Raw genomic sequence first — 20,740 nt, 5'->3', positions numbered from 1 at the left:
ATCCAGCGTACTGGGGAGGCTGGTCATGGCCGTTCGCAGGTATGGTGCATCCCATGACAGCCCCCGATCGCCTCCCCCCGGTCGACGCGGACCAGACCACCGTGATCCCGCACGTGGTGGGAACGGCGCTGCCCGCGGAGGAGATCGAGGCCGCGGCCGAGCCCAGCTTCGAGGACGAGCACAAGGGGGCGGCCGGCAACTCGGCCATGATGGCGGTCGGGTCGCTGGTGAGCCGGGGCACCGGCTTCCTGCGTACCGCGACGATGGCGGCCGCGCTCGGCGGCGGCATGGTCGGTAACGCGTACACGACCGCGCAGATCTTCCCGGGGATGATCTACGAGCTGCTGCTCGGCGGCATCCTGTCCAGCGTGCTGGTGCCGATGCTGGTCCGGGCCCGCAAGGGCGACGCGGACCGCGGCCAGGCCTTCACCCAGCGGCTGCTCACCCTCACCGTGATCGTGCTCGGCATCACCACGGTGCTGGCGGTGATCTGCGCCCCGCTGCTGACCATCGCGTACGCCAGCCGGGACTCGTCCGAGGCGACCCGGCACCTGATCACCACGCTGTCGTACCTGATGCTGCCGACGATCTTCTTCTACGGTCTGACCGGCCTGTGCAGCGCGGTGCTCAACACCCGGGGGCAGTTCGCCGCCCCCATGTGGACCCCGATCCTCAACAACGTCATCGTCATCGCCACCGGCGGTTTCTACCTGGTGACGTTCGGGGCCAAGCAGATCGACCCCGAGGACATGACCCCGGGCCGCATCCTGGTGCTGGGCGGCGGCGTGCTGCTCGGCATCGTGGTCCAGGCCTGCGGCCTGCTGCCCGCGCTGCGCCGGGTGGGCTTCCGCTGGCGCTGGCGCTTCGACTTCCGCGAGCTGGGCCTGCGCCGGCTGGCCCGGGTCGGCGGCTGGATGTTCTGCTACGTGATCGTCAACCAGCTCGCGCTGCTGGTGCTGACGAACCTGCTCAACCAGGCGGGCGAGCAGGACGCGGCCGGTCCGATGATCTACAACAACGTCTTCCTGCTGATGATGATGGCGCACGGCATCGTCGCGGTCTCGATCATCACGGCGCTGCTTCCCCGGATGAGCGCCGCGGCGGCCGAGGGCCGGGCGAGCGACGTGGCGGCTGACCTCAGCCGGGGCATCCGTACGGTCGTGGTGATGCTGGCCCCGATCGCGGTCACCTACCTGGTGCTGTCCCTGCCGATCTCGATCGCGCTGTTCGAGCGGGGCGCGTTCCACCGCGCCGACTCGATCGAGACCGCGCCGGTGCTGGCCATGGCGGGCCTCGCGCTGCTGCCGTTCGCGATCAGCCAGCTGTTCAACTTCAGCTACTACTCGCTGCAGGACACGAAGACCCCGGCGCTGCTCAACCTGCCGGTGATCACCATGCGGCTGTCCATCCAACTGGGCTGGTGGGCGCTGTTCGCCGCGTCGACCGCCGCGGTCGGCATGATGATCGGCAACGCCGCCTCGTACGCCTTCGCCGCGATTCTCTCGGCGACCCTGCTCAAGCGCCGGATCGGGTTGATCGGCCTGCGCCGGATCATGGTGACCCTCGGCAAGGTCGTGGTCGCCGCGCTGATCGCCGCCGCGGCCGGCTACGGCACGGTCAAGCTGCTCTTCATGGGCGCCACCCAGTCCACGGTCAGCCCCTTCACCAGTTGGGTGACGCTGATCGCGGGCGGCATCGTGATCTGCGGCGTCTACGGCGCGTCCGCCCTCGCCCTCAAGGTCGGCGAGGTCCAGGACGTCGTCGCCATGGTCCGCCGCAAGATCGGCCGCTGACCTCCGCACCGCACCCGACCTCACGACGTCGTTGGGTCACCTCGCGCGCTGCGGGCTTGCGGGTGACGCGGGCGCGTGACGCACCATGATCGTTCGACTTGCCAGGCAATCGGGCGAAAGCGCGCCCAAGATACGCACAGATGCCAGGCAACTCGAACGATCATGGAACACTCGACCCGGCGCGGCGCGGTGCCGTGTGGTCAGCGGCGGCGGGTGCCGAAGATGGAGCGGATGATGGCGGTGCCGGCCGCGGCGGCTGCCGTGGTGAGCAGGCGCTTGGTGGTCTTGGAGCCGAGGATCTGCTCGGCGAGGTTCGGTTCGGCCCTGGCCGGCGGCGGGGGAGCGGGCGCCTGCTGCTGGGGCGGCACGGGCGCGGCCGGGGCGGGTGGCGGGGCAAGCCGGGCCGCCAGCATCTCGTATGCCGACTCCCGGTCCACCGCGACGTTGTACTTCGCACCCAGCGGCGACCCGGCGACCAGTGCCGCCATCATCGCGGGCTCGACGGCCGCCATCAGCGACTGGGGTGCCCGCAGCCGGGTCCACGCGACCGGGGTGGGGGAGCCCTTCTCGTTCAGCACGGTCACGATCGCCTCGCCCGTGCCGAGCTGGGTGAGCACCTCCTCCAGGTCGTAGCCCGACTTCGGGAAGGTGGACACCGTCGCCTTCAGCGCCTTGGCGTCGTCGGGGGTGTACGCCCGCAGCGCGTGTTGCACCCGGCTGCCCAGCTGAGCCAGCACGTCGGCGTGCACGTCCTTGGGTGTCTGGGTGACGAAGAAGACCCCGACGCCCTTGGACCGGATCAGCCGCACCGTCTGCGTGATCGACTCCAGGAAGGCCTTGGAGGCGTCCTTGAACAGCAGGTGCGCCTCGTCGAAGAAGAACACGAGCTTGGGCTTGTCCGGATCGCCGACCTCGGGCAGCTCCTGGTAGAGGTCGGCGAGCAGCCACATCAGGAACGAGGAGAACAGCGCGGGCTGGGCGACCACCCCGGGCAGCTCCAGGATGGTGACCATGCCCCGCCCGTCGGGGACGTTACGGAGCAGGTCCGTGGTGGCGAACTCGGGTTCGCCGAAGAACGCGTCGGCCCCGGCATCGGTGAACGCGATCAGCTCGCGCAGCAGCACTCCGGCGGTCTGCTTGGACAGCCCGCCCAGGCCCTTGAGTTCGGCCGCGCCTTCCTCGGAGACCAGGTACTGGATCACCGCGCGCAGATCCTTCACGTCGACGAGCGGCAGGCCCTTCGCGTCGGCGAAGTGGAAGACCAGGTTGAGTGAGGACGTCTGCACCTCGGTCAGGTCCATGACCTTGGCCAGCAGCAGGGGCCCGAAGTCGGTGATGCTGGCGCGCACCGGCACGCCGACGCCTTTGCCGCCGAGGGTGAGGAACTCGCAGGGGTAGGACGTCGGGGTCCAGGGCTGTCCGAGCTCAGCCATGCGTTCGGTGATCCGTTCGGACGGCACTGCCGGGGCGGCCATGCCGCTGACGTCGCCCTTGATGTCGGCCAGGAAGACCGGCACCCCCGCCGCGGAGAGCTGCTCGGCCATCACCTGGAGGGTCTTGGTCTTGCCGGTGCCTGTGGCGCCCGCCACCAGGCCGTGCCGGTTGAGCATGGCCAGCGGGACCCGGATCGGGCAGTCCGGGTCGGCCTTGCCGTCGTCGCCGACGAGCGCGCCCAGGTCGAGCGCCGGGCCGTCGAAGGTGTAGCCCGCCTTTGTCGCCGCCGCGTCCACCATGAGATACGTCCCCTTGCCGCAATTTGCCCGATATGGAGGAAGCGTAGCTATTTTGGGTCCCACGCACGGAGTATCCGAACCGCCGACTGATATACGTTCGAGTCCCGGAACCGGCCCCTTGCCGATGCGCCGATTCGTCGGATAGCTGTAAGGTCGCACTCGGCAACCGAGCGGAGCGCCTAGGCTCTCTAGATAGCGGACAACAATGCGACGGCTTCGACACGCGCCGAATGGCTGATCGACGCCACGCCGGGCTGATAGAGAGCGACTGCTTGATGAGGGAGGACGGGGTGACCCAGGTCGGCGAGGGTCCACGCGCGGCCGGGTCCGCTGCCGGAGCTCTGGGCGGGCTTGCGATCGGCGATGTGCTGGCCGAGCGCTACCGCCTCGAGGAGCACGTCAACGATGACAGCGCGGGCCGCCAGGTCTGGCGCGGGGTCGACATCGTGCTGCGCCGTCCGGTCGCACTGGTGCTGCGTACGCCTGGCGGAGCCGCCGCCGAGGAGATGCTCTCCGCGGCGGTCACCGCCAGCCGGGTCGTGCACGGCAACCTGATCGGCGTCTACGACGCGATCGACGAGGGCGAGCGGGCCTACGTCATCCGCGAGTGGATCGACGGCACCGCGCTGCGCGACCTGGTCGCCGAGGAGGGCCCGTTCGACGCCGAGCGCACCACCTCCGTGCTGCACGCCGTCGCCGACGCGGTGTCCGCGCTGCACGCCAGCGGGATGGCGCACGGCAACGTGCACCCCGGCACGGTCCTGGTCGCCGCCGACGGGCGGGTCGTGCTGGCCGACGCCCGGGTCGACTCGACCACCAGCAACGAGGCCGACGTGCGCAGCCTCGGCGCGCTGGCCTACTTCATGCTCACCGGCCACTGGCCGCGCGCCGAGGCGGGCCGCGCGACCGCGCTGGCCGACGCCCGCCGCGACAGCACCGGCAGCCTGGTCGCGCCCCGCAACGTGCGCGCCGGCGTCCCGACGTACCTCGACGACCTCGTCATGGACCTGCTCGACCCGAAGCTGGCCGTGCCCACCGCGCAGGTGCTCACCGGCGAGCTGGCCCGCCTGGACACCGGCGAGCGGTTGCTCTTCGGCGGCAACGGCACGCTGCGCTTCGCCGACGAGAGCGCCGCGCCCGAGCCGGCCCCCCGGGCCGCCACCCCGCGCCTGATGGTCGCCGGCGGCGTCGCCCTGGCGCTGGTCGTCTCCGGCCTGGTGCTCGCCGTGCGGGCGCTCAACGCCGACGCGACCGAGCCGTCCACGCTCCGGCCGACGCCCAACGTCGCCGTGGAGGCCAGCGCCACCCCCGCACCCCAGCCGCAGGCGGTCAAGTTGCGCGCCGACCAGGTGCGCATCGTCGCCCCGGTCAAGGACCGCGACAACGAGAAGCAAGCGCCGAACATGGTCGACGGCAACCCGAAGACGCTGTGGCAGACGACCGGATACAAGTGGTCGAACTTCGGCAACACCGCCAAAAAGGGCATCGGCATCCTGATCATGCTGGACAAGCCCCAGTTGGTGTCCAGCGTCACGCTCCAGCTCTCCGCCCCCGGCGCGTCGGCCACCCTGCTCGGCGGCTCGGCCGCCGCGCCGGATTCGAGGGCCGGCGACAAGACCATCGTCGACACCTACCAGCAGGTCGCCGGCTCGCAGGCCTTCGGCAAGGACTCGGGCACCACCATGGTGTTCTCCACCGACGCCTCCACGCAGTACCAGTACCTGCTGGTCTGGATCACCGATCTGCCGCGTGACCCCGGCGAGTCGGACTACCCCTACCGTGTCGGCGTGCAGGAGATCGCGGTAGAGGTGCAGTGACCGGGCAGGACCCCCGTACGGACGAGGAGCTGCTGGCGGCCCATGCCGCCGGCGAGCCCGACGCCTTCGGGGTGCTGTTCCGCCGTCACCGCGACCGGCTCTGGGCGGTCGCGCTGCGCACCACCAACGACCGGGAGGACGCCGCCGACGCGCTGCAGGAGGCGATGCTGTCGGCGCACCGCGCCGCAGGCCGCTTCCGCGGCGAGGCGGCGGTCACCACCTGGCTGCACCGCATCGTCGTGAACGCGTGCGTCGACCGGCTGCGCCGCCGCCAGGCGCACCTGACCGTGCCGCTGCCCGGCCAGGCCGGCGCGGACGACGACGACCGGCACACCCCCACCCGCAACGAGCCGGCCGCGCCCAGCACCGACCACGACACCGCGATGGTGGTCCGGTCCGCGCTGGCCGAGCTGCCGTACGACCAGCGCGCAGCTCTGGTGCTGGTGGACCTGCAGGGCTACTCGGTGGCCGAGGTCGCGCAGATGATGGGAGTGGCCGAGGGCACCATCAAGAGCCGCTGCTCACGGGGCCGGGCCCGGCTCGCTGTGATGTTGGGGCACCTGCGCAACCTCGGCGACTCCCCTGACGTCGGAGGGACACGAGCACAGGACGTCACACCGGGAGGGGGGCTCTGATGAGCGCAGTTGATCTCGACTTGCTGGCCGACTACGTCGGCGGTGCGCTGGACGGCACCCCGGAGCACCAGCGGGTCGCACGGCTCGTCGCCGACGATCCCGGCTGGCGCTCCGCCGCCGCCGACCTGACGACCGCACTGGCCCTCGTCGACGCGGACCTGACGGCCCTCGGCGCGGCCCCGGAGCCGATGCCCGACGACATCGCCGCACGTTTCGACGCCCTGCTGGCGTCTCCGGAGTTCACCGCGCCCCGGCCTGTCCCGCCGCGCCCCGCGGTGGGGGAGCGCACGCTGAACCGGGACGCTCCCGGTTCCCGGGCCGCCCGCCGCGGCTGGCGACGCTGGGCCACCCCGGTCGTGGTAGCCGCGAGCGTGCTCGCGCTGGCGGGCATCGTGCTGCCGCTCGGCCCCCTCGCCACGTCGCAGCAGGACGCGGGTGCCGGCCTCACCGCGGAGAACGCTCCCGCCATCGCCGTGGCCCCTGATGGCGGCGTGCCGACCACCGCCAGCGGCACGGACTACCGCCGCGAGATGCTGGCCAGCGGGAGCATGTCGCAGAAGACCACACCCAGCTCCGAGGCCGCACGGACGTTCGACGGCAGCGAGATGGCCGCGGCGACCGATCTGAACCGGCTGGGCGGCTCCGGCGAGGCGCTGGCGACCTGCTTCGCGGCGATCAGCACGGTGCTGCCGGGCACGGTCACCGGTGCCGACTTCGCCCGCTTCGAGGGCCGTCCCGCCCTCATCGTGAAGGTGGACACGGCCACCGGCAACTGGTGGTTCGTGGCCGGTCCGCAGTGCGGCCTGACGGGTCCCGACGAGCTGTTCCGCGCGCCCCGCAACTAGACACAGTGAGCTGACCCACCGCTGGGGCCGTAATGGAACATCCGCTCCGTACGATGGCGTTTCAGCCAGCGACAAGTACGGCGCGAACAGTTCGTGTCGACCCAAGGGAGCGCGTCTCGTGGAGAACGTCCGAAACCTGATCATTGTCGGCTCGGGTCCGGCCGGGTACACCGCCGCCGTCTACGCTGCTCGGGCCAACTTGAAGCCCCTGCTCATCGAGGGCGTCGAGTCAGGCGGAGCGCTGATGACCACCACCGAGGTGGAGAACTTCCCCGGCTTCCCGGACGGGGTCATGGGTCCGGAGCTGATGGACCAGATGCGCAAGCAGGCCGAGCGCTTCGGCACCGAGTTCATCACCGACAACGCCACCCGCGTCGAGCTGGCCGGCGACGTCAAGAGCGTATGGGTCGGCGACCAGGAGTACCGGGCCCGCGCCGTCATCCTCACCACCGGTTCGGCCTGGCGGCCGCTGGGCGTGCCCGGCGAGCAGGAGCTGCTCGGCCACGGCGTGTCCTCCTGTGCCACCTGTGACGGCTTCTTCTTCAAGGGCCAGCGCATCGTGGTCGTCGGCGGCGGCGACTCGGCGATGGAGGAGGCGACGTTCCTCACCCGTTTCGCCGAGCACGTCACGATCATCCACCGCCGCGACGAGTTCCGCGCCAGCAAGATCATGGCGGAGCGCGCATTGGCCAACGAGAAGATCTCCGTCGAGTGGAACACCGTGATCGACGAGGTCCTCGGCACGGACGGCAAGGTCTCCGGCATCCGGGTGCACAACGTGATCACCGGAGAGTCCCGGGAGATCGCGGCGACCGGCGTGTTCGTCGCCATCGGCCACGACCCGCGCAGCGACATGTTCCGCGGCCAGGTCGAGCTGGACGACGAGGGTTACGTGAAGGTCGACGCGCCGAGCACGCGTACCGACATCCCGGGTGTCTTCGCCGCGGGCGACCTGGTCGACCACACCTACCGCCAGGCCATCACCGCAGCCGGCACGGGCTGCACCGCGGCGCTCGACGCGGAGCGCTTTCTCGCCCACTAGTGGGCGAGAAGCAGCAGCACAGTCTGGCGCACCGGTGAGTGAGCGCACGATCTCGCCCACACCGGCCCGCCGGACGGAAGACGGAAAGATCTGAGATAGGAGAGACCCGAATGGGATCCGCGAAGGCGGTCACCGACGCGACGTTCGTCAGTGACGTACTGCAGTCCGACAAGCCGGTACTGGTGGACTTCTGGGCCGAGTGGTGCCAGCCGTGCCGCAAGGTGGCACCTGTGCTGGAGGAGATCGCCGGCGAGATGGCCGACCAGGTCACCATCGTCAAGCTGGACATCGACGCCAACCCGGAGACCGCGCGGGCCTACCGCGTCATGTCGGTGCCGACGCTGACCGTGTTCAAGGGCGGGCGGCCGGTGCAGTCGGTCGCGGGCGCGAAGCCCAAGAGCGACATCCTCCGGCTCATCCAGACGGCACTCTGACGCTGCGCCACCCCGTGGGGCTTCCAGCTGCGGCTTGAGGCCCCACGGGTTTGTCCGGCCCCCCGCCGAGGAACATGGTCATGGTCCGCCGGGCCGCCTACGGACGGCGCGTCGGAACGACTACAGGTTCGAGATCCCTACCGGCCCGCGCGGCACGATAGGCTCCGGTGGCATTTGTGAGGTTTACCAGGAGGTCCGCTGTGCGAGCCATCAAGCGCGGTGAGCGCGGCCCGGCCGTCACCGAGATCCGGTCGATCCTGGTCGCGCTGGGGCTGCTGGAGGCCCCGGCCGACCCGGCCGAGGCGGACCACTTCAACCCTGCCACGGAACGGGCCGTGCGCGCGTTCCAGCAGGACCGTGGGCTGTCCGTGGACGGTGAGGTGGGCGCCGAGACGTGGCGCGCGCTGGACGCCGCCCGGTGGACCCTGGGCGCCCGCACGCTCTACTTCAGCGTCTCCGACCCGCTGCGCGGCGACGACGTGCGCCAGTTGCAGGAGCGGCTGCTGGAGATGGGCTACGACGTCGGGCGCACCGACGGCGTGTACGGGCCGCGTACCGCGCGGGGCCTGTCGGCCTTCCAGCGCGAGATGGGCCTGACCCCCGACGGCACCTGCGGCCCGCAGACCCTGCACATGCTGCGGCGGCTCGGGCGCAAGGTGGTCGGCGGCTCCCCGCTGAAACTCCGCGAGGAGGTGACCTTCCGGCAGACCGGGCCCAGCCTGGTCGGGCGGCAGATCATCGTCGACCCGGGGCACGGCGGCTCCGACCCGGGCGTGGTCGTGCCGGACGGCCCGCTGCGCTGGACCGAGTCCGACCTGGCGTACGACCTCGCCACCCGGCTGGAAGGCCGGCTCGCCGCGGCCGGCATGCGGGTGCACCTGACCCGCGGCCCGTTGCCCATCGAGGCGCCCAGCGACCTGGACCGCGCGCAGCTGGCCAACGACCTGGCCGCGGACCTGCTGATCTCGCTGCACATCGACGGCCACCACAACCCGCAGGCCGACGGAGTCGCCACCTACCACTACGGCACCTCGAACGGCGTCACCTCGACGATGGGGGAGCGGCTGGCCGGGCTGGTCCAGCGGGAGATCGTGGCGCGCACCGGGCTGCGCAACTGCCACACCCACGCCAAGACCTGGGAGCTGCTGCGCTACACCCGCATGCCCGCGGTACGCGTAGACGTCGGTTACCTGACCTCCCCGAAGGACCGCGCGCAGCTGATCGACCCGATGTTCCGCGAGCGCGTGGTGGAGGCGATCGTCGCCGCCGTGCAGCGCATGTACTACCCGGTCGAGATCGACGTGAAGACCGGCACCATCGACGTGAGCGCGCTGCGCCTGGCCCTGCCGAGCACCTGAGCATGCCGACCACCCCCACCGCCGCCGAGGCTCTCCGGTACGCCGACCGGATGCTGTCCGAGGTCACCGCCGCTCTGCTGTACCGCGACCAGCTGCGCTACCGCGTGGGCTGCGAGCAGGTGTACGGCAGCACCCTCGATTCCCAGGCCGTCGACGCGGCCGTTTCCCGCGCACTCGGACAAGCGGTGCAGCACGCCTGGGACCGCAACTGGCGGCCCATCGAGCTGGACCACACCCTGGGCCGCTTCGCCGCCCGCGTCAAAGCCCCGAAGGCCGCTGCGGTCTGGATGGCGCGGCTGCTCGCCGACGTGCTCGCCGCCCGGACGCAGGCCCACGACCCGGCCACGGTCGACGAGCGCTGGGCGGCCGAACTGGCGGCACTGGACGCGACCGTGTGGTGGACCGCCGACACGGAACACCTCGCCCGGTTCGGTGAGCGGCACGGCCTCGACCGGCTGAAGGTGCTCGGTGGCGCGTTCGAGCTGATGCGCTGGCTCTACCAGGAACTGCCGCCGCTGGAGCCGGCCGGGCACGCGCCCGGTTCGCCCATCCCGCCTCGTCGGAACGCATCCGGGTCGACAAACAGCGCCGACCAGCGCATGCTCGATCGAATCCGGGCATTGCTGGCGAAAGCGGAATCGACCGGTTTTCCCGAGGAGGCCGAGGCGTTCACCGCCAAGGCGCAGCAGCTGATGGCCCGGCACAGCATCGACCACGCGCTCGTCGACGCGGCGGCGGGCGCGAGCGACGGCCCGGCCAACCGGCGCATCGTCATCGCCAACCCCTACGAGGGACCGAAGGCGATGTTGCTGCAGGTCGTCGCCGACGCCAACCGCTGCCGCGCGCTGAACTTCAAGGATCTCGGTCTGAGCACCATCGTCGGCTTCGAACCCGACCTCGACGCCGTGGAACTGCTCTACACCTCGCTCCTGGTGCAGGCCGTGCACGCGATGACCGCGGCGAACCCCAGGGCCGACCGGTACGGCCGCAACGACGTGCGCTCGTTCCGGCAGGCGTTCCTCAGCGCGTACGCCGCCCGCATCGGCGAGCGGCTCACCGAGGTCCGCGCGGAGGTCGACGCCGAACTGTCCGCCGGCACCGACCTGGTGCCCGTGCTCGCCGCCCGGAACGAGGCCGTGGACACGGCGTTCGAAGAGCTGTTCCCGCACCGGGTCAGCCGGACCGCACGAGTGGTCAACGCCGCGGGCTGGGCCTCCGGCCGGGCCGCCGCGGACCGCGCGGAACTTGCGGTCCGCCCGCGGCTGCCGGAGCCCGGCCTGCGCTGACGCGCCGGTCCGTGGTGCCGCTCAGTTGGTGGTGCTGCGCACCGCCGGCCGCACTCCCGGCCGCAGCAGTTCCGGGCTCATCGAGCCCAGCAGCTTCTCCAGCGCGTACTCCACGTCGGACTTCCACGACAGCGCGGTCCGCAGCTCCATGCGCAACCGGGGGAAGCGCGGGTGTGGGCGCACCGTCTTGAAACCCACGGCGAGGAAGAAGTCGGCCGGGGCGAGGCAGCTGAACTGCCGCGTGTCCTCGTCGTCGGAGTGCTCGCCGAACTTGGCGTCGCCGAACGCCTCGATGGCGCGGATGCCGCGCTTGGTGAGGTCGCGGGCCACCGACTGGATCAGCACCCGGCCCAGCCCGCCGCCCGCGAACGCGGCCACCACGTGCGCCGTCATCAGCTGCACGGCATCGGGGGAGACCGGAGAGGTGGGGAAGGCGTTGCCGCGGGGAACGTACATCGGGGGCGCGTAGAGCACGAACGCGGCGGGCATGCCGTCGACGTAAGCGATCTTGCCGCAGGAGCCCCACTCCAGCAGGGTCTGCGAGACCCAGGCCTCCTTCTCCAGGCCCGGGTCGCCGTTGGCACAGGCCCGCTCACCGGAAACCGGATCAAGCTCCCAGAACACGCAGTTGCGACATCCCTTGGGCAGGTCCTCCAGGGTGTCCAGCGTCAGATTCACCACTCTGCGTGACATGAGCAGCTCCGTGCTCTTACCGCGGCAGAGCCGCGTGCGCCGAAAATTGGCCCGCCACCGAGCCAACCCATTGACTTTACGCCCGATTACGGCCTTCCTGCACCCTATCCCGTTGGATGGATTCGACCGAATGTCGGTTCAAGACCCACATGACCCAGCGTACGATTCGATGACCAACTGTTTGTCCAGCCGGGGAGGGACCGTGGCGGAGACGGGCACGACGCTCGACGACTACACCGATCGGTACGCGCAGCGCATCATCGGGATGACCGCCTCGGAGATTCGAGCTCTCTTCGCCGTGGCAAACCGCCCCGAGGTGGTATCACTCGCCGGGGGTATGCCGTACATCTCCGCGCTACCGCTCGACGCGGTCGGCGAGGTCATCGGCGAACTCGTCGCCAAGCAGGGCGCCAGCGCGCTGCAGTACGGCCTCGGCCAGGGCATGCCCGAGCTGCGTGACCAGATCTGCGCCCTGATGGCCGACGTCGGCATCGACGCCTCGGTCGGCGCGTCGCCCGACGACGTCGTCGTCACCATCGGCGGTCAGCAGGCACTCGACCTGATCGCCCGGCTGTTCCTCGACCCCGGCGACGTCGTGCTCGCGGAAGGCCCCACCTACGTCGGCGCGCTGGGCGTCTTCCAGGCGGCGCAGGCCCAGGTCGTGCACGTGTCGATGGACCACGACGGCCTCATCCCGGCCGCCCTGGAGATCGCGATCGAGGAGCAGCGCCGGCTCGGCCGCCGCGTCAAGTTCCTCTACACGATCCCGACCTACCAGAACCCTGCGGGCGTCACCCTGTCCGAGGAGCGCCGCGAGCAGGTGCTCGACATCTGCGAGCGGGCCGGACTGCTGGTCATCGAGGACGACCCGTACGGCCGCCTCGGCTTCGAGGGCGAGGCGCCGCGGCCGCTGCGCGCCCGCCGCCGTGACGGGGTCTTCTACCTGAGCACCTTCTCCAAGACCTTCGCGCCGGGCCTGCGGGTGGGCTGGATCCTCGCCCCCCACGCGGTACGCGACAAGCTGGTGATCGCCACTGAGGCGAACATCCTGTGCCCGAGCAACTTCGCCCAGTCCGTGGTGAGCACCTACCTGTCCACCATGCCGTGGCGCCAGCAACTCAAGACGTACCAGCAGATCTACGCCGAGCGCCGCGACGCGCTGCTGACCGCGCTGTCCGACCTGATGCCCGAGGGCACCACCTGGACCCACCCGGCAGGCGGCCTGTTCGTCTGGGCGACCCTGCCCGCCGGCCTCAACTCCAAGGCCATGGTGCCCCGTGCCATCGCCGCGCGCGTCGCGTACGTGCCCGGAACCGGCTTCTACGCCGACGGCACCGGTCAGCAGCACCTGCGGCTGAACTTCTCGTTCCCGCCGCCGGAGCGCATCCGGGAGGGCGTGCGCCGCCTCGCCGGAGTGGTCGAGCAGGAGCTGGCCACGCGGGCCGTGTTCGGCGACACCGGGCCGCTGGACGCGGTGACCGAGCTGCCGCGGCCCGGCGCGCACGCGCCCGGTCCCGACTTGGCATGATTCGAGGGTGACCGCACCGTCCGCTTCGCCTGCCGTCCGAACCGACCTCCGCTGCCTGGTGCTGGCCGGCGGCCTGTCCTACGAGCGTGACGTCTCGCTGCGATCGGGCCGCCGGGTGCTGGACGCCCTGCGCGCCGTCGGCGTAGAGGCGGACATGCTCGACGCCGACGTGGCCCTGCTGCCCGCCCTGAAGTCCGACCCGCCGGACGCCGTGTTCATCGCACTGCACGGCTCCACCGGCGAGGACGGCTCTCTGCGTGGCGTGCTCGACCTGTGCGGCGTGCCCTACGTCGGACCCGATGCCCGCTCCGCCCGGCTCGCCTGGGACAAGCCGTCCGCGAAGGCGGTCTTCGTCGAGTACGGCATCCCCACTCCCGAGTGGGTCGCGCTGCCGCACGACCGGTTCTCCGAACTCGGCGCCGTCGCCGTGCTGGAGCGCATCGTGGACCGCCTCGGCCTGCCCCTGATGGTCAAACCCGCCCAGGGCGGCTCTGGGCTGGGCGCCGCGGTGGTCCGGGACGCCTCCGCGCTGCCGGCCGCGATGGTCGGGTGCTTCGCGTACGACCAGACCGCTCTCGTGGAGCGCTATGTCGAGGGCGTGGACGTGGCGGTGTCCATCCTCGACCTCGGCGAGGGGCCGTTCGCGCTGCCGCCCGTCGAGATCGTGCCCAGCAACGGTGTGTACGACTACGCGGCCCGATACACGGCCGGCCTCACCACCTGGCACGCGCCGGCCCGGCTGTCGGCGGACACGAGCGCACAGGTGGTCAAGACGGCGCTGGCCGCACACCAGGCGCTGGGCCTGCGTGACATGTCCCGGGTCGACCTGATCGTGGCCCCGTCGGGGGAGTGCACTGTCCTGGAGGTCAACGTCTCACCGGGCATGACCGAGACCTCCCTGCTGCCGATGGCGGTGCAGGCCGGCGGACTCGACCTCGGAGAGGTGATCGCCCGCCTGGTCATGCAGGCCGCCGCCCGCCCCGCCGGCTGACCGGCACAGCTGAACAGCGAAGCGCCCAGGTTCTGCGGGAACCTGGGCGCTTCGCGTTATGTCGCCGGCCTGGGTGCCTGCCGGTCGCCGCCGTGCTGGGCCTCACTCGCTCGGGTCTGTGCGACTACCACTCGTGCCAAGGGCCGGGATGCGCTGCGTCGACCGGCGCGGTGGAACCCGGGTCAGCGGTATGCCTCACACGACCCGGTCAGGAGTCGGTCAGCTTGGCGGGCGCCTGCCAGTCGATGCGTGGCGGCTGCGCCAGCGGCGTGCCGCCGAACTCCGCCAGCCACGCCGCGACGTGGGCCAGACTCTCCCGCCACTGGTCCTCGGGGATCGGCGGCAGGATGTCATCCCACAGCGGCAGGAACGTGCCGCGCAGTTGCAACTGCCCGACCGGGCGGGCCATGAACCACACGTGGAGGTGCGCGGCCCCGTCACCCCACCGGTAGACGTGGACCCGGGCCACCTTGTCCAGTGAACGGATGGCCCGCTCAAGCCGCACCGTCATGACGCCGAGTTCGGCGGCGAGCAGGTTCGGCAGGTCGCCCAGATCGAGGTGGGACCGAGGCTCCAGCATCAGCACCATCGGCAGGCCCGTGGGCCGGTCCATGGTGCGTACGCGCCAGCGCTCGTTCACCCAGATGTACGCGTCGTCGGGTGCGGTGCACGCCGTGCAGTCAGCCGAGTCCTCACCCTTGCGGGACGGCTCGGTCTCTACCGGCGGGTCAAGATGCTTGATCTTGAAGTCGCCCTCGAACGGAAACGAGGGCCACGCAGTGAAGCCGGGAAGGGGCATGGGGGTATCGGCCACCTGCAGAATCTAGCCCAGCCAGGCGGTCCTGTCTCCCCCCGGCTGTGGATTCCCGAACGCCGGTTTCACGTGAAACCACAGCCCACAGGGTGCCTGTGGATAACTTTGTGGATAGGTCGGGGCCGCCCTGTGGAATGTGGCATCGTGACCTCGGTTACGCCATGAGTGCACAGAGCGACGGCATGTCTGTTTACGTGCTGATCCCGTTGGCAGCACGAGGATTCGACCCGTTCGCCGCGGTGGTTTCACGTGAAACATGGCCTGTGGATAACCGGCCTCCGGCTGTGGAAAGAGGACAGTCCGGGGCTGTGGACAGCGGATACGTGACCTTCCTCGCACTTCGGCGGGGCGGTGGAGATCGTTGACCTTGGGCATGCGGGTTGTGGATAACTCCGATGACCTGTGTACGGACCCCTGGGTGTTCCAGCGCCGCCGGGTGGAGCTGCGATGGCAGACCGAACGGCAGGCGCCCGGAAGGGGGTGCCGAACCAGTCATCCCGGGTGCTCAAGGTTCAGAAAGGTCGTCCTGGGCATCAGTCGCGCTGGGCCCGACGTACGGCGGCTCGAACTCTCCAGCGGGTTGCGGGTGGTCAGCATCAGTGCCTCTGCATCCCAGCACGGCTCGGGCACAGCTTCGGATCTCTGGGGCTGATCCGTAGGGCCAGATGTGGCGAGGGATCTGCCCGCTGTCGACCACGTGAGGCCTGGGCTCGCTCGGCCCAGCTCGGTGGCCAAGCTCAGACTGTCTGAATCAGGCCGTCATGCCCCCGACGAAGTCCGGCAGCACCGAGCCACGACCGGACGCCCCGTCGCCGTCAATGCCGACCCTGTGTGCCGGGATCCCCAGCGGAGTCTGGGGGATCGGCGGAGCCGTTGGCCGGCCCGGCGACGCCAGCACAGGTCTTTGATGCTCGGCACGGGTCGACGCCTCAGTCGCCTGGCATGACTCTGCCAGAGGTGCTCTGTCCGCGTCGGCTAGGCGGGGCTCAGTGACTCGGATTCCCGGGCGCGGGCACTTCCACCGAGAACCCGCCCGCTTTCATGACGCCATGTCTTCCCGGGGTCTGTGTGCGGCCAGTGCTGGGGCAGCGGCCAACAGGCGGTCGCCTCCATGCCACCGCGAGTCCGTGGGGGAGTGTGACTCGCGATCGGGTGCCGGACCTGCCGCCGGGGCTCGGTGCCGCGGTGACGCGACAAAGCCTGCCCAGCCGGAGTGAAGGCACTGCCGGTTTGTGCAGTGCATGACTTCAGCTCGGCTCGGTGAACGACCACATGTCAACTGATCCCGGCTCGAACGCGCGGTGCAGCAGCGATCGAGTTCCAGCACTGATGAAGACCCCGCGCAGGCTGACTGCGTCATCGGCCGCTATCGCGGCATACTCGTGCTCGGCACTCACCAGTTGATCTGACATCGGCGGTCCGCCAACCCGCTCCGGATGTGCCCTTCGCCAGGCGGGTTCGGCAAGGGACCCTGTGCCGGTCTTCATCACCTCTGGCATCAGCGGGACGGAGTGGCCGAGTCATGGCTACCCCGGACCACCATCGCACCCATCGCAGGCGTGTCCGCCACAGCCTGTCGCCGAATGCCGCACTGCGGCCGGCCAACGATGATCCCTACCGCCACCGAGCGGCGATCCTTCCGACCGTTGCCGTCAGCGTGGTTTCACGTGAAACCGCGTGCAGGAAACCCGCCGGATCGTTCCTTCATCTCTGCACCTCATGCTGGACTGAACAACGCGTCACTCCGCACCCATGGATTCTTGTCCCACGCCTCGGTAGTCCCGAGGGCCGACACGGGGCCGAACCCAGCGCGGTCGGCCAGAACCGCCGGGGCTCTGGGCGGTGCACCGGGATCAGGCGGCCTCACGGCCGAGGTGAACCGCAGCCGGATCCAGCGACAAGAGCCGGGCCCAGCTTAGCTCCCGCCCTGGGCCGCCGAGGTGAACGCGTAAACGACCTCGGAGAATCCGCGCGGTCGGTGGGACCGGTGGACAGGTTGCGGCGCCACGGCCACCGCGGCGGAGAAGCTGGGCAGGTTCACCGACGGCACCGTCACCCGGCCCCCTCACCACGGTCGAAACCCATCCGTCAGAGGGCCAGACGGCCGGCATTCGTTTCCCCAGTTGCTCAGTCTTGGCCACACAGGTCCGTCAGCCACCACTGCGGCTGAGCCCACCGCGTTCACCAATGAACCCGGATCGTCAAGACTGCCGAGCTCGGCAACGGGTGCCGGGCCCGCCACGACCATTAGAACGTGCGAATCCACGCGACGGAGATAGGCCTGAGACCTCATCCATCGGTCCGCCGAGCGGCGGTGGTCTCACTGTCTCAGAAGACGCACGGAGCCACCGGAACGCAAGGTCTACCTGAACCCTCAGAGTGTCAGGTCTCAGGGGAAGTCGGGGACGCCGGCTCAACTCGTAACCGCTGAGACCTCTGAGGCCTGACCTCCGAGACTGCTGTGCCGCTGATGCACGAGAGCGTTGAGAACGCCGAGTCCAACGTGCGCTGGCTGGAGTGTCGAACGTTGTTGGATCCATCCGCCGAACCAGCGACTCCGGTTCACAACGGGTGCATCAACAGGCGATGTCTTTGGCCTGTCTGGCAACACGGCCGTGCGCCCGGACCACCGCGAACGCTCTGCCGTAACCCATGTTCGCCACCGGAGTCCTGGAAGGCTACGCGCCAACCAAGCACTGTGCCCGCGTGACGAACGCCCTCTCGTTGAGCGAACCGGCGACCTTGCCGAGTTGGCAAGGCGCACCCGCTCCCGCCCGAATCGGGGGCTGCCAGGCCGCGGTTGTTGACTGCCGGCCGCCGTCAGCCAGCTAAGCCAACTCGCCGCGCGCGGACGCCGGCGAAGCCTCGAAGCAATGCCGGGCGTCTGGAAGTCCGAGGGAACCGCAGGCGTACTCGCCGACCCTCAGGCCCAACGGGCACAAGGGCGGCGTGGTGCCGGCGGCTCAGCCCGCGGTGGACAGTCAACGCTTCGTCGAATACTTCTTCCCCATGTGTCACCTTCCTCAACTGTGTGCGCCACATTGTGGCGAGCCAGCCCTGCCCGCACTGGATGCCGAACATCGCCGTACTCCAGCCAAGCGACGATTCGGTGTGAGTCGGCACCTGCCGTGTCGGCGCGGACCCGGTCGCGGATCTGGAAGCGGAAACAGAACCATCCATACGAACGTGCGGCGCACGGTTCAAAGCATGACCACGAACGGCCGGCAGAGGTACAAGCGCACGCCGACACCGTCCGCGTACCCAACCCACGTCCGAACAGCCGCCATCCAGGTGCCGCGTGGACCTATCCCAACACGGCACCAGTTGTCGTACCGAGCCCTACACGGAACCGCACACAACAAGCGAGAGGCGATGTGCCTCAGCCCTCCGCGTTGGAGCCCCGACCGCAACCGGTATGTGCCTCCAAGGCAGCCATCCTCTGAGAGCACGTCGCAAACCTAGGTTCGATGAGCCGGTTGCCTGCCGGTACTGAATCGGGTTGGCCCGGCGTCACCGGTAAGCCTGGAGCGAATCTCCGCAGAAATCCAGCCGAGGCCGTGAACGCGATCATCGTGTTTCACGTGAAACAGTGCGCCCGTCCACGCCATCGCGTACCGACCACTCAGAACCAGGTCCGGCCAACACTCACCGGTTGGCGCGGATACCCATCGCGTGGCAGCCGCCAGGACCACGGAACGATCCCGCGCACATGCCAGACGCGACGGTCCGACTCACTCAGGATGCGTTCCACGCGCAGGCCCATCGCACGGATACACACAGCCGGGGGAGTGTACGGCCACCTTCCTCCACGACGCCGCCAAGAGCCCCGCCCACAGCGAAGAACCGGGCTGGCGTACCTCTTGGTTTCAGCTCGTCCCGCTGCGGGAACCTGCACCTGGACTGTGACGCGGTCTGCGGCGGCGGCTCGCCTTTCCGAGCATGTCGATTCCACCTGCAGGTTGATAGACGGACTTTGCGGCTGGATCGGGCGTGCGCAGGCCGAAGTAGGGCTCCCTCCAGACGGTGCACCGCTCGACAGGCGAGGTGTCTCAGGACCGTTACGCACGGCCCTTCGGTCTAGGTGCCGCAGCATTCGGCCACGCGCAACAGCGGGGTGCCGGCCACCGATGCCGTGCCGACAGGGGAGCGACGCGGCCTACAACTGTGGGAGGGTCCACCGCACCTGACTGAGAGGCGCCCTGATGTCGAAGCAACCGCTGATCGTCGGCGACTGTACTGGGAGAGCCATCGGCAGGAGCTTCAGCGCCCCAACCCCACCCGCGTTGACGAACGTCGCACCCGATCTCACTACGACAGGCTCACCCGTCAGCCGACCGACAGTGAATGACCATGCCATCGACAGCCTCCCGGCACAGGTCCGCACGGCAGCCGATGCCGCCCGTACTCCCCGGGGAGTAGCGCAACTCCCGACGGTGGGTGGGGCACAAGTCGACGAGCGACCGGCTTGCGCTGCAGAGCCCGTCCAGTCAGTGCGGACCACCAGTTGGTGAAGGCCGTTGGCCGCCGCCGTGCCCGGTCGCGCACGCGGCTAGGCGACCGCATCTCCGCCCATCACACGGAATGCTGCATCAGACTTCCTACGGCCGATCCGACCTTCCGATCGTCGGCGGCTTCCCAACCGTTGCTTCCCCACGGGTGGCACGGTTTACTCCTCGGTCAGCCGCAAGGTGCACACACGCTCGGCCACGGCCCGTCGAGTGGCACGCGCTGGCTCTCCAGCATCTCGTGTTCCCTCAGCCCTGCCCGCGCCGACCGCGATCCCTCGGCAAGCGGGGAGGGCCGCCGCCACCGTCATGGCGGGCTGGCTTTGGACAGCAAACCCACCCTTCGCCACCGCTCCATGGCACCACCAGCGCCGGTGACATCTCAGCCGGCCGCCGGGCCGGAAGCGGAGCGGTGGCAGCTGGCACCTCAATGGCACGCCAACCGGCACTGCGAGTTGGCACGAACGCTGGGTCTAGCTCAAGGCAAGACTGCCCCAGCGCTTGCGTCCCCCACACCCGAGCGGATCCTTATGCACCGCTGTACGACGAGAGCCTGGGTACTCCGAGACACGTAGCCGGTGGAGGCACCGGGTGCCGTCGGCTCGTGCATTGCCGGTCTCCCTCCCGACAGGCGGCTCCAGCACGGACACTAAAGGCGGGACCTCTCGAATCGTTCCTCACGATCGGAGCCTCAGTACCAGGCTGACATGCCTTCGACCACAGCAGCGCGTGCTGAGCGGCGATCGCAAGGTTTCACGTGAAACAAGAAGATCGCCGGCGCGCCCGATCCGCGTTCTTGCGAGACGGAGAACAACCCGGCCTCGGCTAGAGGTTCTGGCCCCTGAGATTGGGTACGCGGCTGGCGGGTGGCAGGCCGGCTAGCGCGGTGTGTCCGCGGTGGTGGTTGTAGGAGTGCAGCCAGCATCCGAATGTTGACCGCGTTCGGTCTCTGGGCGGCAGTGCCGCGCGTAGGGCCAATCGTCGAGCGTGCTGCGGTTGAAGCGTTCGACCTTGCCATCGGTCTGGGGGCGGTAAGGGTGGGTGCGTGCATTCGCAGGGTGCTCCCGGAGGCGGTCAGGATGTCGCACCGAAGGCGTGACCGGCAGAGGGCTGGGTAGACCAGTACAACCTCCGGAAGCGCTGGGACCGGGCCACCGCCCCCTGCACCTCGAACTAGTGCCGGCGGTGCAGACCTCCCGCCGGCGTCGAACTTCGCTGACCATCACCGAGCTGTGCCAGGCGCTCGACCACCACATGCCTCGCCGA

13 protein-coding genes and 2 pseudogenes are annotated in these 20,740 nt (G+C 69.7%); 10 read left to right on the top strand and 5 right to left on the bottom strand.

Going from position 1 to position 20,740, the window contains the following annotated elements:
* Positions 1 to 53: 53 nt before the first annotated feature.
* Entirely contained in the window at positions 54 to 1,793 is a 1,740-nt protein-coding gene (murJ, locus tag AB0B35_RS25030; protein WP_361049379.1) for a murein biosynthesis integral membrane protein MurJ, read from the top strand.
* Between the two features lie 200 nt (positions 1,794 to 1,993).
* Here murJ and AB0B35_RS25025 read toward each other — a convergent pair whose 3' ends face one another.
* Entirely contained in the window at positions 1,994 to 3,526 is a 1,533-nt protein-coding gene (locus AB0B35_RS25025) for a helicase HerA-like domain-containing protein (protein ID WP_361049377.1), read from the bottom strand.
* Positions 3,527 to 3,816: 290 nt separating this feature from the next.
* Between AB0B35_RS25025 and AB0B35_RS25020 the strand changes: the two genes are divergently transcribed.
* From AB0B35_RS25020 to AB0B35_RS24990, 7 genes are all read left to right on the top strand, one after another.
* The gene (locus AB0B35_RS25020) at positions 3,817 to 5,343 is read left to right on the top strand and encodes a protein kinase family protein (RefSeq protein ID WP_361049375.1); all 1,527 of its coding nucleotides are present in this window, start codon (positions 3,817 to 3,819) and stop codon (positions 5,341 to 5,343) included.
* Positions 5,340 to 5,978 carry an RNA polymerase sigma factor SigM gene (gene sigM / locus AB0B35_RS25015; RefSeq protein WP_361049373.1) on the top strand — a complete coding sequence of 213 codons (639 nt, stop codon included), beginning with the start codon at positions 5,340 to 5,342 and terminating at the stop codon, positions 5,976 to 5,978. The genes AB0B35_RS25020 and sigM overlap by 4 nt, the downstream gene beginning before the upstream one ends.
* On the top strand, positions 5,978 to 6,823 hold the full coding sequence (locus tag AB0B35_RS25010; RefSeq protein ID WP_361049371.1) for a hypothetical protein: 846 nt from the start codon (positions 5,978 to 5,980) through the stop codon (positions 6,821 to 6,823). Before sigM ends, AB0B35_RS25010 begins: the two co-directional genes overlap by 1 nt.
* 118 nt (positions 6,824 to 6,941) lie before the next feature.
* Entirely contained in the window at positions 6,942 to 7,865 is a 924-nt protein-coding gene (gene trxB / locus AB0B35_RS25005) for a thioredoxin-disulfide reductase (RefSeq protein ID WP_203695059.1), read from the top strand.
* Between the two features lie 110 nt (positions 7,866 to 7,975).
* Positions 7,976 to 8,299 carry a thioredoxin gene (gene trxA / locus AB0B35_RS25000; protein WP_361049369.1) on the top strand — a complete coding sequence of 108 codons (324 nt, stop codon included), beginning with the start codon at positions 7,976 to 7,978 and terminating at the stop codon, positions 8,297 to 8,299.
* Between the two features lie 200 nt (positions 8,300 to 8,499).
* Positions 8,500 to 9,657, top strand: a complete 1,158-nt coding sequence (locus tag AB0B35_RS24995) for an N-acetylmuramoyl-L-alanine amidase (protein ID WP_361049367.1) — start codon at positions 8,500 to 8,502, stop codon at positions 9,655 to 9,657.
* Positions 9,658 to 9,659: 2 nt separating this feature from the next.
* The gene (locus AB0B35_RS24990) at positions 9,660 to 10,943 is read left to right on the top strand and encodes a DUF2786 domain-containing protein (protein WP_361049365.1); all 1,284 of its coding nucleotides are present in this window, start codon (positions 9,660 to 9,662) and stop codon (positions 10,941 to 10,943) included.
* Positions 10,944 to 10,964: 21 nt separating this feature from the next.
* Here AB0B35_RS24990 and AB0B35_RS24985 read toward each other — a convergent pair whose 3' ends face one another.
* Complete coding sequence (locus AB0B35_RS24985) at positions 10,965 to 11,636, bottom strand: GNAT family N-acetyltransferase (protein WP_360523417.1); 672 nt, start codon at positions 11,634 to 11,636, stop codon at positions 10,965 to 10,967.
* Between the two features lie 265 nt (positions 11,637 to 11,901).
* Here AB0B35_RS24985 and AB0B35_RS24980 point away from each other — a divergent pair, with 265 nt between their 5' ends.
* Complete coding sequence (locus AB0B35_RS24980; RefSeq protein WP_361049549.1) at positions 11,902 to 13,164, top strand: PLP-dependent aminotransferase family protein; 1,263 nt, start codon at positions 11,902 to 11,904, stop codon at positions 13,162 to 13,164.
* 7 nt (positions 13,165 to 13,171) lie between these two features.
* Positions 13,172 to 14,155 carry a D-alanine--D-alanine ligase gene (locus AB0B35_RS24975; protein ID WP_361049363.1) on the top strand — a complete coding sequence of 328 codons (984 nt, stop codon included), beginning with the start codon at positions 13,172 to 13,174 and terminating at the stop codon, positions 14,153 to 14,155.
* A 226-nt stretch (positions 14,156 to 14,381) separates the two neighbouring features.
* On the opposite strand, the pseudogene AB0B35_RS24970 reads toward AB0B35_RS24975, so the two are convergent.
* The 3 genes and pseudogenes from AB0B35_RS24970 to AB0B35_RS24960 form a co-directional block, all read right to left on the bottom strand.
* Positions 14,382 to 14,969 (bottom strand): annotated as a pseudogene (locus AB0B35_RS24970) (hypothetical protein); the annotation flags it as partial.
* A gap of 1,247 nt (positions 14,970 to 16,216) precedes the next feature.
* Positions 16,217 to 16,381: a hypothetical protein gene (locus AB0B35_RS24965; RefSeq protein WP_361049361.1), complete on the bottom strand. Its 165-nt coding sequence runs from the start codon at positions 16,379 to 16,381 to the stop codon at positions 16,217 to 16,219.
* 3,918 nt (positions 16,382 to 20,299) lie between these two features.
* Positions 20,300 to 20,520: pseudogene (locus tag AB0B35_RS24960) on the bottom strand (integrase core domain-containing protein); the annotation flags it as partial.
* Positions 20,521 to 20,740: the final 220 nt, after the last annotated feature.

The sequence above is a fragment of the Catellatospora sp. NPDC049133 genome (assembly GCF_040648455.1).
GTDB lineage: Bacteria > Actinomycetota > Actinomycetes > Mycobacteriales > Micromonosporaceae > Catellatospora > Catellatospora aurea.
The sequence above is the reverse complement of the archived record's forward strand: the minus strand, read 5'-3'. Positions and strand labels throughout refer to the sequence as shown.